Source organism: Brevundimonas sp. (genome assembly GCF_023259385.1).
Classification (GTDB): Bacteria; Pseudomonadota; Alphaproteobacteria; order Caulobacterales; family Caulobacteraceae; genus Brevundimonas.
Window position 1 is genome coordinate 1 of the sequence record NZ_JAHFPF010000070.1, and the last position, 13,986, is coordinate 13,986.

Genomic DNA, 13,986 nt, shown 5'->3' on the forward strand with positions numbered 1-13,986 from the left:
TGCACGGCGGCTACGGCTATCTGAAGAACTATCCGCTGGAGCGCATCGTCCGCGACCTGCGCGTCCACCGCATCCTTGAAGGCACCAACGAGATCATGCGCGTGATCACGGCGCGTGAGATGATGCGGCAGTAGACGCCGCCGGAGTTGACCCGGCGCCCCGCCCCGTGGCCAGCTTCGCCGGTCCCGAACCGCCGGGGCAGGGGGAGCAGGCCATGTTGAGCATTCTGTTGCTGGCGTCGGTGTTGGGCATGCAGCAGCCGCCGGCCGCGCCCCGGCACTGGAGCGCCGTCACCTTCTCCACCCCGCCTCACGTCTCCTACCCGGACGGGGAGCGGGGCGTGCCCATGGTCCGGCTGAAGTGCGGGGTCGCGGAGGGCGGTCGCCCCGTCGACTGCGAGGTCGAGCGCCGTCTGCCCGAGGGGACGCGGCTGGGCGGCCGCCTGCTGCGCGCGATGGCCGGCGCCCGGCTGGCGGATCCCGGCGTCCGGCCCGGCGACACCTTCAGCCTGGACGTCTGGGTCTGCCCGCCGACCGCCAGGCCGAGCCCGACGCCGTGCCCCCGCCCGGACTGGCCCGCGGACAGCCCGGTGGACGGCGCGGTCACAGCCGACTAAGTCGGCCCGCATGACCACCGAGCCTGAAATCCTCACCCGCGTCGCCTCCGGCGTCGGCGTCATCACCCTGAACCGGCCCAAGGCCCTGCACGCGCTGAATCGCGCCATGTGCGACGCCATGATCGCGGCGCTCCTGGCGTGGCGCGAGGACGAGGCGGTCCAGTCGGTGCTGATCGACCATGCGGGCGAGCGCGGCTTCTGCGCCGGCGGCGACATCCGCATGATCGCCGAAAGCGGGGCAGGGGACGCCTCGGAGGCGAAGGCCTTCTTCAAGGCCGAGTACCAGCTGAACCACCTGCTGTTCGACTATCCCAAGCCGGTGACGGCCATCGTGGACGGCATCGTCATGGGCGGCGGCGTCGGGATCTCCGAGCCGGCCACGGTCCGCATCGCCACCGAGCGCACCACCTACGCCATGCCCGAGACCGGCATTGGCCTGTTCCCCGACGTGGGCGGCGGCTGGTTCCTGCCGCGCCTGCCGGGTCAGACGGGCGTCTGGCTGGCGCTGACCGGCGCGCGGCTGAAAGCGGCGGACACCGTCTTCCTAGGCATTCACACCCACTATCTGCCGACCGACGCCCTGGAGGCCTTCCGCGCCATCCTGTCCGTCGATCCGGCCTATCCCATCGATGTCGCCGACGGGCTGGAGGACGATGCGGGCGAGGCGCCGATCGAGGCCCATCTGGAGGCCATCGACCGCCTGTTCGCCTTCGACACGGTCGAGCAGATCTTCGCCGCGCTCGAAGCCGACGGCTCCGACTGGGCCCTGGCCCAGCTGGCGATCCTGAAGACCAAGTCGCCCCAGTCGCTCAAGGTCTCGCTGCGCCAGCTGCGCACCGGTGCGGCGCTGGAGACCTTCGCCGAGAACATGGCCATGGAATACGCCCTGGGCGGCCGCGTGGTTCGCACCCACGACTTCCAGGAAGGCGTCCGCGCCGTCATCGTCGACAAGGATAACGCCCCGAAATGGTCGCCCGCCGACCTGTCGGGCGTCACCGACGCCGTCCTGGACGCCCTGTTCGCGCCGTTGCCTGCGGGTGAAGAGTGGACGCCGCTGCCCTGAGCAGATGAGCCCTTGCATCGGGCCGGGTGAAGCGTAGCTTCCGCTGCGCAAAACAGGGATCCCCATGCTGAGAACCGCCGTCCTCGCCACCGTCTGCGCCATGGCCCTGTCGGGCTGCGTCATCATCGCCAACGAGAGCAGCGATGAGACCGTGGTTCACGCCACCCCGGCCGCCGCGTCCGTGTCGCCGGAGGCGCGCTACGCCGACGCCCTGTCCGACACCCGCCGCCTGCCCGAGGAGGTCGCCCGCGACCCGCTGCGCAAGCCGGCCGACATGCTGGCCCTGATGAACCTGCGGCCGGGCCACGTCATCGCCGACATCCGTCCGGAGGAGGGCTATTTCACCCGCCTGTTCGCGCCCGTCGTCGGCGCCGGCGGCCACGTCTACGCCTTCGTGCCCAATCAGACGGCGACCCGCGAGAACGCCTTCGCCGACACCCTGGCCTCGACCTACAGCAACACCAGCCGCGTCACCGGCGCGCTCGAGACCATGACCTTCGACCAGCCGCTGGACGTCGTCTTCATGGGCGAGGAGTACCACGACTTCACCATCCCCCGCTTCGGCGTGGACGTGGCGGCGATGAACCGCCGGGTGTTCGAGGTGCTGAAGCCGGGCGGCCTCTACGTCATCCTCGACCACCAGGCCGCCGACGGCGCCGGCATTTCGGTCTCGGGCAGTCTGCACCGCATCGAGGCCGCCGAGCTGCGCCGTCAGGTCGAGGCCGCCGGCTTCGTCTTCGACGGCGAAAGCAGCGCCGTCCGCGTCCCCGGCGACGACCATACGCTGACCGTCTTCGATCCCACGATCCGCGGCCGCACCGACCGCTTCGTCTACCGTTTCAGAAAGCCCGGCTGAGACCGGGTCTCACAGGAGGATAGTCCATGCGTCGCTCCCTGATCCCGGCGCTCGCCGCCGCCCTGCTGCTGACCGGCGCCGTCACGGCCCAGGCCGGCTCCGCGCCGGTCGTCGCGGCCGTCCAGTCGCCCGACTACGCCGCCGTCCTCGCTTCCCCGGTCCGCACGGACGAGGACCGCGCCCGCGACACGGCCCGCCACACCGCCGAGACCCTGGCCTTCACCGGCGTCCGGCCGGGCTGGAAGGTCGCCGACATGATCATCGGCGGCGGCTACTTCACCCGCGTCTTCTCCGCCGCCGTCGGACCGTCGGGCCACGTCACGGCCTGGCAGCCGGACGAGTTCATCGGCTTCCAGGCCTCCTATGGCGAGGCCGTCACCGCCGCCGACGCCCTGCCGAACGTGGACGGCGTCCACTCGGCCATCGGCGCGCCGGTCTTCCCGTCGGGACTGGACCTGATCTTCACGGCCCAGAACTATCACGACCTGCACCTGCGCCCGTTCGCGACGGACACGGCGGCCAAGGTCAATGCGGCGGCCTTCGCGGCGCTCAAGCCGGGCGGCGTCTACGTCATCATCGACCATGACGCGGTCGCCGGCTCGGACCTGACCGTGCCGCACACCCTGCACCGCATCGACCGCGCGACCCTGATCGCCGAGGTCGAGGCCGCGGGCTTCGTGCTGGACGGGTCCAGCGACATCCTGGCCAATCCCGCCGACCCCCGCACGGCCAACGTCTTCGACCCGGCGATCCGCGGCCACACCAGCCAGTTCCTGCTGCGGTTCAAGAAGCCGGGGTGAAGTGACTGGCCTTCTCCCTCCGCCCCGGCTAACCCGTCGGCAAAGTCAAAGGGAGACGCGCCATGACCACCACCATCGCCTTCATCGGCCTGGGCAACATGGGCGGCGGCATGGCCGCCAACCAGGCCAAGGCGGGGCACAAGGTGCTGGCCTTCGACCTGTCGCAGGCCGCGCTGGACCGCGCCGCCGCCGCGGGCTGCACCCCGGCCGCCAGCGTCACCGAGGCGGTGAAGGCCGCCGACATCGTCATCACCATGCTGCCCGCCGGTCCGCATGTGCTGAAGGTCTATTCCGAGCAGATCATCGGCGCCGCGCCGTCCTCGGCCCTGCTGCTGGACTGCTCGACCATCGACGTGGACACCGCCCGCAAGGTGGCCGGCCTGGCCAGGGAGGCGGGCTACGCCTTCGCCGACGCGCCCGTGTCCGGCGGCACCATGGCGGCCGACGCCGGCACCCTGGCCTTCATGGTCGGCTGCGACGAGCCCGACTTCGCCCGCATCGAGGCGGCGCTGGAGCCGATGAGCCGCGCCACGTTTAGGGCCGGCGACCACGGGGCGGGGCAGGCGGCCAAGATCTGCAACAACATGATCCTGGGCATCACCATGCTGGGAACCTGCGAAGCCATCGGCCTGGCCGAGAAGCTGGGCCTGGACCCGGTCAAGATGTTCGACATCGTCGCCAAGTCCTCGGGCCAGAGCTGGTCGACCACCACCTACTATCCGTGGCCCGGCCCGGTGCCGACCGCGCCGTCCAACCGCAACTACGAGGGCGGGTTCGCCGCCGCCATGATGCTCAAGGACCTCAAGCTGGCCCAGGACGCGGCGGCCAAGTCCGGCGCCTCCACCCCGCTCGGCGCCCAGACCGAGGCCCTGTTCCAGATGTTCAACGGCCTCGGCTACGGCGACAAGGACTTCTCGGCCATCCTGCAGCTGCTGCGCGGCAAGCTGGACGAACTGCCCCGGACCTGATCCGGGGCTTGATCCACCTCAATGCGGCGCACGGTCCTTCCGCCGATGCTCGCTCATGCGCACGAACGAAACTGAGAACCGTTATCAATTAGCGAGTTGCGACGATTTAGCCGCCTCCGCTGATAGACTTTCACCCGCACGGGGCGCACATACGCGCCGAACCGACAAGACCATGCGAGTGACAGGGTTGTTCGACTACAAGGCCGCATTCCAGACCGCTGTTGAGCAGGTGAAGAGCGAGGGGCGCTACCGCGTCTTCGCCGATCTGAAGCGCGTGCGCGGTCAGTTCCCGCTGGCCAAGCGCCGCCGCGCCGACGGCTCCGAACAGGACGTCGTGGTCTGGTGCTCGAACGACTACCTCGGCATGGGCCAGCATCCGGTGGTGCTGGAGGCCATGCAGGCCGAGATCGACCAGGTCGGCGCCGGCGCCGGCGGCACCCGCAACATTTCCGGCACGACCCGTTCGGCGGTCGACCTCGAGGCCGAGCTGGCCTCGTGGCACCAGAAGGAAGCGGCGCTTCTCTTCACCTCGGGCTACGTCGCCAACGAGGCGACCCTGACCACGCTGCAGCGCATCCTGCCGGGCCTGATCACCTTCTCCGACTCGCTGAACCATGCCTCGATGATCGCGGGCATCCGCAACGGCGGCGGCGAGCGGCACATCTTCGCCCACAACGACCTGGAACACCTCGAGGCCCTGCTGGCCGCGGCCCCGGCCGACGCGCCCAAGCTGATCGCCTTCGAGAGCGTCTATTCGATGGACGGCGACATCGCCGACCTGGCCGGCACCATCGCGCTGGCGAAGAAGTACAACGCCCTGACCTACCTCGACGAAGTCCATGCGGTCGGCCTGTACGGCGCGACCGGCGCGGGCGTGGCCGAGCGCGACGGCGTGCTGGACGGCATCGACATCGTCGAATGCACCCTGGGCAAGGCCATCGGCGTCATGGGCGGCTATATCGCCGCCGACGCCGTGATCGTGGACGCGGTCCGCAGCTGGGCCTCGGGCTTCATCTTCACCACCAGCCTGCCGCCCGCCCTGACCGCCGGCGCGCTCGCCTCGGTCCGTCACCTGAAGGCCCACCCGGAACTGCGCGACGCCCATCAGGAGCGCGCCGCGACGCTCAAGGCCCGCCTCGCCGCGGCCGGCATTCCGGTCATGGAATCGGAAAGCCACATCGTCCCGGTCTTCGTGGGCGATCCGGTGCACACCAAGATGATCTCGGACATGCTGCTCGAGCAGCACGGGGTCTACGTCCAGCCGATCAACTATCCGACCGTCCCCAAGGGCACCGAGCGCCTGCGCTTCACGCCATCGCCGAACCACACCGACGCGATGATGGACGATCTGGTCAAGGCGATGGACGCCCTGTGGACCCACTGCAACGTGGCGCGCCTGCCCGCGGTGGCCTGACCTTTCTGACCCGGGAAGGGAGGTGACATGACTTCCGACGATCCCGGCGAAGTGATCTTCGAGCTGACCCGCAACGGCGCCTATCTGAAATGCTCGGCGATCCACGTCGCCACCGGCCGCGAGGTCTCGGCCATGGGCCCGGTGCACGAGCCGGAGGGGCTGAAGCGCGTCGCGCTGGCCAAGCTGAAGCGGGCGCTGGCCCAGGGCTGATCCCGTTCGCCACCGGATCGATCCCTCCTGACAGACTGCTGCCATTTCCTGACAATCGGGTGGGCTACAACAGCGTTGAAACCGAGGAGGAGCTTGCCATGACCCTGACCGCATCCTGCCACTGCGGCGCTATCAAGATCGAGGTTCCGGGCCTCCCGGCCGAGGCCAAGGAGTGCAACTGCACCTACTGCCACCGCACGGGCGCGGTCTGGGGCTATTACGCGCCCGAGGACCTGCGGATCACGACCGCCGGCGAGCCGGCCCGCGACTACGCGCCCAGCGGCATGAACCACCATCATTTCTGCGGCCAGTGCGGCGGCAACACCCACGGCTTCAGCCCGGACTGGGCGTCCCTGTACAACAACGACGGCACGTTGAAGCCCGGAATGAAGGAGGGGATTCCCGAGCGTCAGAACGCGGCGATCAACCTGCGCATGATCGACGACCTGGACCTGTCCACGCTGGCGATCACCAAGGTCGACGGCCGCAACAGCTGGTAGGCGTTCGCGACCCCCGTTCCGAAGCGGGACACTAGATGTTGTGGTCGGCGGCGCCGGGGCCTAGATAGGTCGGCATCCAGACCACCACTCTAGTATTCGGGGACGCGAGTGACCGCCTTCACCCACGCTGACTATTTCTCGAAGTCCCTCGCGGACGCCGATCCGGAGATCTTCAAGGGGATTCGGGGCGAGCTGGGCCGTCAGCAGGAGCAGATCGAGCTCATCGCGTCCGAGAACATCGTCTCCCAGGCGGTGCTGGAGGCGCAGGGCTCGGTCCTGACCAACAAATACGCCGAGGGCTATCCCGGCCGCCGCTACTATGGCGGCTGCGAGTTCGTCGACGTCACCGAGAACCTGGCCCGCGAGCGCGCCAAGGCGCTGTTCGGCGCCGCCTTCGCCAACGTCCAGCCGCACTCGGGGGCCCAGGCCAACCAGGCGGTCTTCTTCACCCTGCTGCAGCCCGGCGACACCTTCCTGGGCATGGACCTGGCCTGCGGCGGGCACCTGACCCACGGTTCGCCCGCCAACCAGTCGGGCAAGTGGTTCCGCCCGGTGACCTACAAGGTCAATGAGGACGATCACCTGATCGACTACGACCACGTCGCCGAGATGGCCCAGAAGGAGAAGCCCAAGCTGATCCTCGCCGGCGCCAGCGCCTATTCGCGCCACATCGACTTCAAGCGCTTCCGCGAGATCGCGGACTCGGTCGGCGCCTATCTGATGGTCGACATGGCCCACTACGCCGGCCTGATCGCCGGCGGCGTCTATCCGGACCCGATCCCGCACGCCCACGTGGTCACCACCACGACGCACAAGACCCTGCGCGGTCCGCGCGGCGGCATGATCCTGTCCAACGACATCGAGCTGGGCAAGAAGATCAACTCGGCGGTCTTCCCCGGCCTGCAGGGCGGCCCGCTGGAGCACGTCATCGCCGCCAAGGCCGTGGCCTTCGGTGAAGCCCTCAAGCCCGAGTTCAAGCTCTACGCCCAGCAGGTCGTGAAGAACGCCCAGGCCCTGTCGGCCGTGCTGATCGACCGCGGCCTGGCCATCGTCTCGGGCGGCACCGACAGCCACCTGGCCCTGGTCGACCTGCGGCCCAAGGGCGTCACCGGCAAGGCCACCGAGCACCAGCTCGAGATGGCGCTGATGACCTGCAACAAGAACGGCGTGCCGTTCGACACCGCGCCCTTCACCGTCACCTCGGGCGTCCGCCTGGGCACTCCGGCGGGCACCACGCGCGGCTTCGGCGAGGCAGAGTTCCAGCAGATCGGCCACTGGATCGCCGACGTCGTCTCCTCGATGAACGGCGGGGACGAAGCCGATCCGGCCGTGGTCGCGGCCGTCGCCGCCCAGGTGCGCGAGCTCACGCACCGCTTCCCGATCTACGGATAAGCGCGCGATGAAGTGCCCCTTCTGCGGAAACCCGGACACCCAGGTGAAGGACAGCCGCCCGTCGGATGACGGCGCGGCCATCCGCCGCCGGCGGTCCTGCCCGCAGTGCAACGGGCGCTTCACCACCTTCGAACGGGTCCAGCTGCGCGAGCTGATGATCCTCAAGCGCAACGGCCGCCGCACGCCCTTCGACCGCGACAAGCTGGAGCGGTCGCTCGGCATCGCCCTGCGCAAGCGCCCGGTTCAGCCCGAGCAGATCGAACAGCTGGTCAGCCGCATCACCCGCCAGCTGGAAAGCCTGGGCGAGACCGAGATCCCGTCCTCGACCGTCGGCGACTTCATCATGAAGGCGCTCAAGGGCGTCGATGAGGTCGCCTACGTCCGCTACGCCTCGGTCTACAAGGACTTCCGCCACACCGGCGATTTCGCCCGCTTCCTCGGCGACGAGGGTCTGGACGACGAGTCCGGATCGCGCTGATGCGCCCCGCGTCCACGACGATGACGGTCACCCTGAAGCTGGCGACCTCCCTCGACGGTCGCATCGCCACCGCCTCCGGTGAATCCAAATGGATCACCGGCGAAGCCGCGCGGCTGCAGGGACACCGCCTGCGCGCCGCTCATGACGCCATCCTCGTCGGCGTCGAGACCGTCCTGGCCGACGACCCCGAACTGACCGCCCGCCTGCCGGGCCGCCCGGTGGACCAGCCCCTGCGCGTGGTCCTCGACAGCCGCCTGCGCACGCCGCCGACCGCCAGGGTGGCCGGCGGGGACGCGCTGATCCTGACGGCGTCCGAACCGGTCCCCATCGGCTCCGCCACGGTCGAACGGGTCGAGGCCCTGGACGGCCGCCCGGCCCCCGCCGCCGTCCTCGCCGCCCTCCGCAGCAAGGGCGTGGCCTCGGTCCTGATCGAGGGGGGCGGGCAGGTCGCCGCCTCCTTCCTGCGCGCCGGTCTGGTCGACCGCATCGAGTGGTTCCGCGCGCCCGTCCTGCTGGGCGGCGACGGACGGCCCTGCGTCGCCGCCCTGGCGCTTGCAAACCTGGCCGACGCCCCCAAGTTCCGGCGTCTGTCCGCCGAACCCGTCGGCGACGACCTGTGGGAACGCTATGACGCCCTCCGCTGAGTTCGCGCCGGCCCATCCGGACGCTTCGGACGCATCGGACGGTGTTTTTCCGGGTCCGATCCGCACTGTTCGCACCCTGTTTTTTCCGTCCAAGGCCGCCTGAATGTTCACCGGAATCGTCACCGACATCGGCCGCGTCCGTAAGGTCGAGCAGACCGCGCGTGACCGCCGCTACGAGATCGAGACCGTCTGGGACACCGCCGGCATCGACCTGGGCGCCTCGATCAGCCACGCGGGCTGCTGCCTGACGGTCACCGAGAAAGGCCCCGGCTGGTTCGCGGTCGAGGTCTCGGGCGAGACCCTGTCCAAGACCAACCTGGGCGACTGGACCGAGGGCCATCGGGTCAATCTGGAACGCGCGGCCCGGCTGGGCGACGAGATGGGCGGCCACGTCGTCTCGGGCCACGTCGACGGGCTGGGCAAGGTCGTCTCGATCACGCCGGACGGCGGCTCGCACCGCATCGAGATCGAGGCCCCGGCGCCGCTGCACCGCTTCATCGCCTCCAAGGGCTCAATCACCGTCGACGGCGTCTCCCTGACCGTGAACGCGGTCGAGGGGCGCGTTTTCGTACTTAATCTTATACCCCACACCTGGGACGTGACGACGCTCGGCCAACTGAAAATCGGCGACGACGTGAATCTCGAGATCGACATGCTGGCGCGATACCTCGCGCGGTGGCAGGAGACGGCGTAATGCAACTGGCCGCGAACATGAACGACAGCCCCATCAGCCCCATCGAGGACATCCTCGAGGACGCCCGCAACGGGCGGCCCTACATCCTCGTCGACGCCGAGGATCGCGAGAACGAGGGCGACATCATCATCCCGGCCCAGTTCGCCACGCCGGACCAGATCAACTTCATGATCAAACAGGCCCGCGGCCTGGTCTGTCTGGCCATGACCGCCGACCGCGCCCGCCAGCTGCGCCTGCCGCCGATGGCCGCCGACAACCGCGAAAGCATGACCACCGCCTTCACCGTCTCGATCGAGGCCAAGGACGGGGTCACCACGGGCATCTCCGCCGCCGACCGCTCGCGCACCATCCATGTCGCGACCGACCCGTCCAAGGGCGTGGACGACATCGTCTCGCCCGGCCACATCTTCCCGCTGGTCGCCCGCGACGGCGGCGTCCTGGTCCGCGCCGGCCACACCGAGGCGGCCGTGGACATCAGCCGCATGGCCGGCCTGAACCCCTCGGGCGTCATCTGCGAGATCATCAAGGACGACGGCGAGATGGCCCGCATGCCGGACCTGATCGCCTTCGCCCAGCTGCACGGCCTCAAGATCGGCACCATCGCCGACCTCATCGCCTACCGCCGCCGCACCGAGCGCTTCGTCGAGCGGATCATGGACACGCCGTTCGAGAGCGTCCACGGCGGCCCGTTCCGGCTGATGCTCTACAAGAACACCATCGAGGGCAACGAGCACGTCGCCCTGGTCCACGGTCGGATCGAGCCGGGCAAGCCGACCCTCGTGCGCATGCACCAGGTCGACTTCGCCGCCGACCTGCTGGGCCATGTCGAGGCCCGCCAGTGCTACATCCCGCAGGCGCTGAAGGCGATCAGCGACCATGACGGCGCCGGCGTCACTGTCTTCCTGCGCGACCCCGACCTGCACGGCCTGGCCGAACGCCTGGCCGGCGTCGAGAGGCCCAAGGCGGTCGACCGCTCGCTGCGCAACTACGGCGTCGGCGCCCAGATCCTGCTGGATCTCGGCGTGCGCGACATGATCGTGATGAGCTCGACGCGCCCCAATCCCACCGCGCTGGAAGGCTACGGCCTGCGTATCGTCGGCTGGCGCGACATGGACGGAGAAGACCAATCGTAAGCGATCCCATCCGCGTCCTCATCGTCGAGGCGCGCTTCTATGACGACCTGGCCGACGCCCTGCTGGAAGGGGCGAAGGACGCCCTGCGCGAACAGGGGGTCCAGTTCGACGTGATCTCCGTTCCGGGCGCGCTGGAGGTGCCGACCGCGATCGCCCTGGCCGTCGAGGCCGGGCGCTATCCGACCGCGCCGCGCTATGACGGCTTCGTCGCCCTGGGGACGGTGATCCGCGGCGAGACCTACCATTTCGAGATCGTCTCGGATCAGTCGGCCGCCGGCATCACCCAACTGGGCCTGAACGGCGTGGTGGTCGGCAACGGCATCCTGACGACCGAGGACGAGGACCAGGCCTGGGCCCGCGCCCGTCGCAGCGAGGGCGACAAGGGCGGCGGCGCCGCGCGCGCCGCGCTCGACCTCATTGCCTTGCGCAAGCGGCTGCGCGTAGGACTGGGCGCGTGACCGAACCCAACAGCCTCAAGTCCGTCCTCGAGCAACTCGCCGAGGCCGAGAAGTCCCGCGCCGAACCGGCCCTGACCTCGCGTCAGCGCCGGGCCCGCACCGTCGCCCGCCTCGCCGCCGTCCAGGCGCTCTACCAGATGGAGCTGGCCGGGGAGGGGGTGGACACCGTCATCACCGAGTTCTCGAACCACCGCTTCGACGCCGACATCGAGGGCGAACCCCTCGCCGAGGCCGATGAGGCCTATTTCGCCGCCATCGTGCGCGGCGTGGTCGGCCACCAGCGCGCCATCGACGAGTCGGTGAAGGCCCGCCTGGCGTCCAACTGGCGTCTGGAGCGGCTGGACTCGACCCTGCGCGCCCTGCTGCGCGCCGGCGCCTGGGAGCTGCGCGAAAGCCGCGACGTGCCCAAGGAGATCGTCATCGACGAATATGTCGAACTGGCCAAGGCCTTCTTCGACGACTCCGAGGCCAAGTTCGTCAACGCGGCGCTCGACGGCGTCGCCCGGGACGTGCGCGGCTGATCCCATGCCGGCAATCGACGTCGCCGGTGAGTTCGAGACGATCCGGCGGCTGTTCGCCCCGCTGGCCCATCCCGAATGGGGCAGGGGCCTGCTGGACGACGTCGCCGTGGTTCCGTCCCGGCCCGGCTTCGACCTGGTCCTGACCAAGGACACCATCGTCGAGGGCGTCCACTTCCTGCCGACCGATCCACTCGACACGGTGGCCCAGAAGCTGCTGCGGGTGAACCTGTCCGACCTCGCCGCCAAGGGCGCCGAGCCCTTCGGCTACCTGCTGTCCTGCGGCTGGTCCGAGCGCTGCGGCTGGCCCGAGCGGCAGGCCTTCGCCAAGGGACTGGCCGACGATCAGAAGGCCTTCGGCGTCGCCCTGCTGGGCGGCGACACGGTGGTCACGCCCGGTCCCGCGACCTTCTCGGCCACCCTGATGGGCTGGTCGCCCAAGGGGAAGACGGTCAGCCGCGCCGGCGCCCGTCCCGGGGACCTGGTCTTCGTCACCGGCTTCATCGGCGACGGCTGGCTGGGCCTTCAGGCCGCGCGGGAGAAGCTGGGGCTCGCGCCCGAGCGCCTCGCCGCCCTCGTCGAGCACTACCGCCGCCCGATCCCCCGCCTGATCTTCGCCGACGCCATCCGCGACATGGCCACGGCCTCCGTGGACGTCTCCGACGGCCTGATCGCCGACCTGGGCCATATCGCCGGGGCCAGCCGCGTCGGCCTGGACATCGATCTGGAGGTCACGCCCCTGTCCCCGGCCGGGCAGGCCTGGTTCGCCGGGCGGGTGGACGAGCAGGCGGCGCTGGAGACCCTGGCCACCGGCGGCGACGACTATGAGATCGCCTTCACCGCCGCCGCCAAGGACGAGCCCGCCCTGCGCCGCGAGGCCGAGCGCCGCCACATCTGGCTGACCTGCCTGGGCCGGGTCGTCGAGGGCAAGGGCGTCACCGCCCGCTTCGCCGGCCAGCCGGTCCAGATCGCGGCGACCGGCTTCACCCACGGCTGACAACGAAATCTCAAGGCGTCTGGGGCAGGGTGTCCCCATGCGCCGTCGTGACCTCCTCTCTGCCGCCGCCGTCCTGCCCGCCGCGGCTGTCGCCTCGACGGCCGCCGCCGGCGACGCCCCCCGCTCGTCCGGCGGGGCGACGGTCAACATCTCGGGTGTCGGACTGCCGGTCATCGCCGAGGGCCGGCTGCGCAACTACGTCTTCGTCTCCATGCGCCTGCACCTGGGCGGTTCGGCCACCGTGGAATCCATGCGCGGCAAGGAGGCCTACCTCCGCGACGCCCTGGTCCGCGCCGGTCACCGCACGCCCTTCATCGTGCCCAACGACTGGACCCGCATCGACACCGTCCTGATGTCGGCCAGCCTGATGCGCGCCGCCGCCGCCATCGTCGGCCGCGGCTCGATCGCGCGCGTCGAGATCATCAGCCAGGCCCCGCGCTGGCGGACCGGCCTGCGGGCCGGCTGAACACCGTTCACCATCCCCTGTTGCGTCACTCCGACGCATTTGGCACGCTTCCCCCGTTATCCCGAGTGGTCGCCCCTGACGCGACCGTTGCGCACGGGGGGACCGGAAGGCGGAGAGAGGCGAAAACGCCCGCCGCGCCAAGGGTCCGGGCGCCCTACACACAGGGTTTGGAAACGCCATGTCTAACTATCTGTGGCTTGTCATAGCCGCGGGCGGTCTCGGAATTCTCTACGGAGCGATCCAGACGGCCGCCTTGATGAAAGCTCCCACCGGCAACGACCGCATGCGCGAGATCGCGGCCGCCATCCAGGAGGGGGCCTCCGCCTATCTGCGCCGCCAGTACATGACCATCGGCGCCGTCGGCGTCGTCATCCTGATCGCCGCCTACCTGCTGATCGGCCAATGGGCCGCCCTCGGCTTCCTGATCGGCGCCGTGCTTTCGGGCGCGGCCGGGTTCGCCGGCATGCTGATCTCGGTCCGGGCCAACGTCCGCACCGCCCAGGCGGCCTCCGAGAGCCTGTCCAAGGGGCTGGACCTCGCCTTCCGCTCGGGAGCCATCACCGGCATGTTCGTGGCCGGCGGCGCCCTGCTGGGCGTGGCGGGCTACTACGCCTTCCTGACCGCCGGGCTCGGGCTTGAGAACACCAGCCGCGAGGTCATCGACGGCCTGGTCGCGCTGGGCTTCGGCGCCTCGCTGATCTCGATCTTCGCGCGGCTGGGCGGCGGCATCTTCACCAAGGGCGCCGACGTCGGCGGCGACATGGTGGGCAAGGTCGAGG

General features: G+C 69.8%; 18 protein-coding genes and 1 pseudogene. All 19 read left to right on the plus strand.

The genetic code is table 11. The features are described 5' to 3' along the window. Positions 1-134, plus strand: a 134-nt coding sequence (locus tag Q0C81_RS07215; protein ID WP_291835703.1) for an acyl-CoA dehydrogenase family protein, incomplete at its 5' end; no start/stop codon positions are given. A gap of 80 nt (positions 135-214) precedes the next feature. Then, positions 215-616: a hypothetical protein gene (locus tag Q0C81_RS07220; protein ID WP_291835656.1), complete on the plus strand. Its 402-nt coding sequence runs from the start codon at positions 215-217 to the stop codon at positions 614-616. Positions 617-626: 10 nt separating this feature from the next. After that, the gene (locus tag Q0C81_RS07225) at positions 627-1,679 is read left to right on the plus strand and encodes an enoyl-CoA hydratase/isomerase family protein (RefSeq protein ID WP_291835657.1); all 1,053 of its coding nucleotides are present in this window, start codon (positions 627-629) and stop codon (positions 1,677-1,679) included. 64 nt (positions 1,680-1,743) lie between these two features. Then, positions 1,744-2,535 carry a hypothetical protein gene (locus tag Q0C81_RS07230; protein WP_291835660.1) on the plus strand — a complete coding sequence of 264 codons (792 nt, stop codon included), beginning with the start codon at positions 1,744-1,746 and terminating at the stop codon, positions 2,533-2,535. 26 nt (positions 2,536-2,561) lie between these two features. Further along, on the plus strand, positions 2,562-3,335 hold the full coding sequence (locus Q0C81_RS07235; protein ID WP_291835664.1) for a methyltransferase: 774 nt from the start codon (positions 2,562-2,564) through the stop codon (positions 3,333-3,335). Between the two features lie 56 nt (positions 3,336-3,391). Beyond that, positions 3,392-4,303 (plus strand): annotated as a pseudogene (gene mmsB, locus Q0C81_RS07240) (3-hydroxyisobutyrate dehydrogenase); the annotation flags it as partial. A gap of 172 nt (positions 4,304-4,475) precedes the next feature. Continuing rightward, the gene (gene hemA, locus Q0C81_RS07245; RefSeq protein WP_291835666.1) at positions 4,476-5,717 is read left to right on the plus strand and encodes a 5-aminolevulinate synthase; all 1,242 of its coding nucleotides are present in this window, start codon (positions 4,476-4,478) and stop codon (positions 5,715-5,717) included. A gap of 27 nt (positions 5,718-5,744) precedes the next feature. After that, positions 5,745-5,927, plus strand: coding sequence for a hypothetical protein (locus Q0C81_RS07250; RefSeq protein WP_291835669.1), 183 nt, complete (start codon positions 5,745-5,747; stop codon positions 5,925-5,927). A gap of 98 nt (positions 5,928-6,025) precedes the next feature. Then, positions 6,026-6,427, plus strand: a complete 402-nt coding sequence (locus Q0C81_RS07255; protein WP_291835672.1) for a GFA family protein — start codon at positions 6,026-6,028, stop codon at positions 6,425-6,427. A gap of 108 nt (positions 6,428-6,535) precedes the next feature. After that, positions 6,536-7,819: a serine hydroxymethyltransferase gene (gene glyA / locus Q0C81_RS07260; protein ID WP_291835675.1), complete on the plus strand. Its 1,284-nt coding sequence runs from the start codon at positions 6,536-6,538 to the stop codon at positions 7,817-7,819. A gap of 7 nt (positions 7,820-7,826) precedes the next feature. Beyond that, on the plus strand, positions 7,827-8,297 hold the full coding sequence (gene nrdR, locus Q0C81_RS07265) for a transcriptional regulator NrdR (protein ID WP_291835677.1): 471 nt from the start codon (positions 7,827-7,829) through the stop codon (positions 8,295-8,297). Beyond that, complete coding sequence (locus Q0C81_RS07270; RefSeq protein ID WP_291835680.1) at positions 8,297-8,941, plus strand: RibD family protein; 645 nt, start codon at positions 8,297-8,299, stop codon at positions 8,939-8,941. Before nrdR ends, Q0C81_RS07270 begins: the two co-directional genes overlap by 1 nt. Positions 8,942-9,044: 103 nt before the next feature. Beyond that, on the plus strand, positions 9,045-9,635 hold the full coding sequence (locus tag Q0C81_RS07275) for a riboflavin synthase (RefSeq protein WP_291835684.1): 591 nt from the start codon (positions 9,045-9,047) through the stop codon (positions 9,633-9,635). Beyond that, the gene (gene ribB / locus Q0C81_RS07280; protein WP_291835686.1) at positions 9,635-10,768 is read left to right on the plus strand and encodes a 3,4-dihydroxy-2-butanone-4-phosphate synthase; all 1,134 of its coding nucleotides are present in this window, start codon (positions 9,635-9,637) and stop codon (positions 10,766-10,768) included. The genes Q0C81_RS07275 and ribB overlap by 1 nt, the downstream gene beginning before the upstream one ends. Beyond that, positions 10,762-11,226 (plus strand): 6,7-dimethyl-8-ribityllumazine synthase, encoded by a 465-nt coding sequence (gene ribH / locus Q0C81_RS07285; RefSeq protein WP_291835706.1) that lies wholly within the window; start codon positions 10,762-10,764, stop codon positions 11,224-11,226. Before ribB ends, ribH begins: the two co-directional genes overlap by 7 nt. After that, positions 11,223-11,747, plus strand: coding sequence for a transcription antitermination factor NusB (gene nusB, locus Q0C81_RS07290; protein WP_291835689.1), 525 nt, complete (start codon positions 11,223-11,225; stop codon positions 11,745-11,747). Before ribH ends, nusB begins: the two co-directional genes overlap by 4 nt. Before the next feature lie 4 nt (positions 11,748-11,751). Continuing rightward, a complete protein-coding gene (gene thiL / locus Q0C81_RS07295) occupies positions 11,752-12,741 on the plus strand; it encodes a thiamine-phosphate kinase (RefSeq protein ID WP_291835692.1) in 990 nt (329 codons plus the stop codon). Positions 12,742-12,778: 37 nt separating this feature from the next. Next, positions 12,779-13,207, plus strand: a complete 429-nt coding sequence (locus tag Q0C81_RS07300) for a hypothetical protein (protein ID WP_291835694.1) — start codon at positions 12,779-12,781, stop codon at positions 13,205-13,207. Positions 13,208-13,385: 178 nt separating this feature from the next. Beyond that, positions 13,386-13,986, plus strand: a 601-nt coding sequence (locus Q0C81_RS07305; RefSeq protein ID WP_291835699.1) for a sodium/proton-translocating pyrophosphatase, incomplete at its 3' end; no start/stop codon positions are given.

Excerpts from the sequence above, each read along its gene's own strand:
- Q0C81_RS07255 (WP_291835672.1), top strand. The coding sequence starts at position 6,026 with ATGACCCTGACCGCATCCTGCCACTGCGGCGCTATCAAGATCGAGGTT.
- Q0C81_RS07230 (WP_291835660.1), top strand. The coding sequence starts at position 1,744 with ATGCTGAGAACCGCCGTCCTCGCCACCGTCTGCGCCATGGCCCTGTCG.
- thiL (WP_291835692.1), top strand. The coding sequence starts at position 11,752 with ATGCCGGCAATCGACGTCGCCGGTGAGTTCGAGACGATCCGGCGGCTG.
- Q0C81_RS07300 (WP_291835694.1), top strand. The coding sequence starts at position 12,779 with ATGCGCCGTCGTGACCTCCTCTCTGCCGCCGCCGTCCTGCCCGCCGCG.
- Q0C81_RS07225 (WP_291835657.1), top strand. The coding sequence starts at position 627 with ATGACCACCGAGCCTGAAATCCTCACCCGCGTCGCCTCCGGCGTCGGC.
- Q0C81_RS07250 (WP_291835669.1), top strand. The coding sequence starts at position 5,745 with ATGACTTCCGACGATCCCGGCGAAGTGATCTTCGAGCTGACCCGCAAC.
- nrdR (WP_291835677.1), top strand. The coding sequence starts at position 7,827 with ATGAAGTGCCCCTTCTGCGGAAACCCGGACACCCAGGTGAAGGACAGC.
- Q0C81_RS07235 (WP_291835664.1), top strand. The coding sequence starts at position 2,562 with ATGCGTCGCTCCCTGATCCCGGCGCTCGCCGCCGCCCTGCTGCTGACC.
- Q0C81_RS07275 (WP_291835684.1), top strand. The coding sequence starts at position 9,045 with ATGTTCACCGGAATCGTCACCGACATCGGCCGCGTCCGTAAGGTCGAG.
- Q0C81_RS07220 (WP_291835656.1), top strand. The coding sequence starts at position 215 with ATGTTGAGCATTCTGTTGCTGGCGTCGGTGTTGGGCATGCAGCAGCCG.
- hemA (WP_291835666.1), top strand. The coding sequence starts at position 4,476 with ATGCGAGTGACAGGGTTGTTCGACTACAAGGCCGCATTCCAGACCGCT.
- Q0C81_RS07270 (WP_291835680.1), top strand. The coding sequence starts at position 8,297 with ATGCGCCCCGCGTCCACGACGATGACGGTCACCCTGAAGCTGGCGACC.
- ribB (WP_291835686.1), top strand. The coding sequence starts at position 9,635 with ATGCAACTGGCCGCGAACATGAACGACAGCCCCATCAGCCCCATCGAG.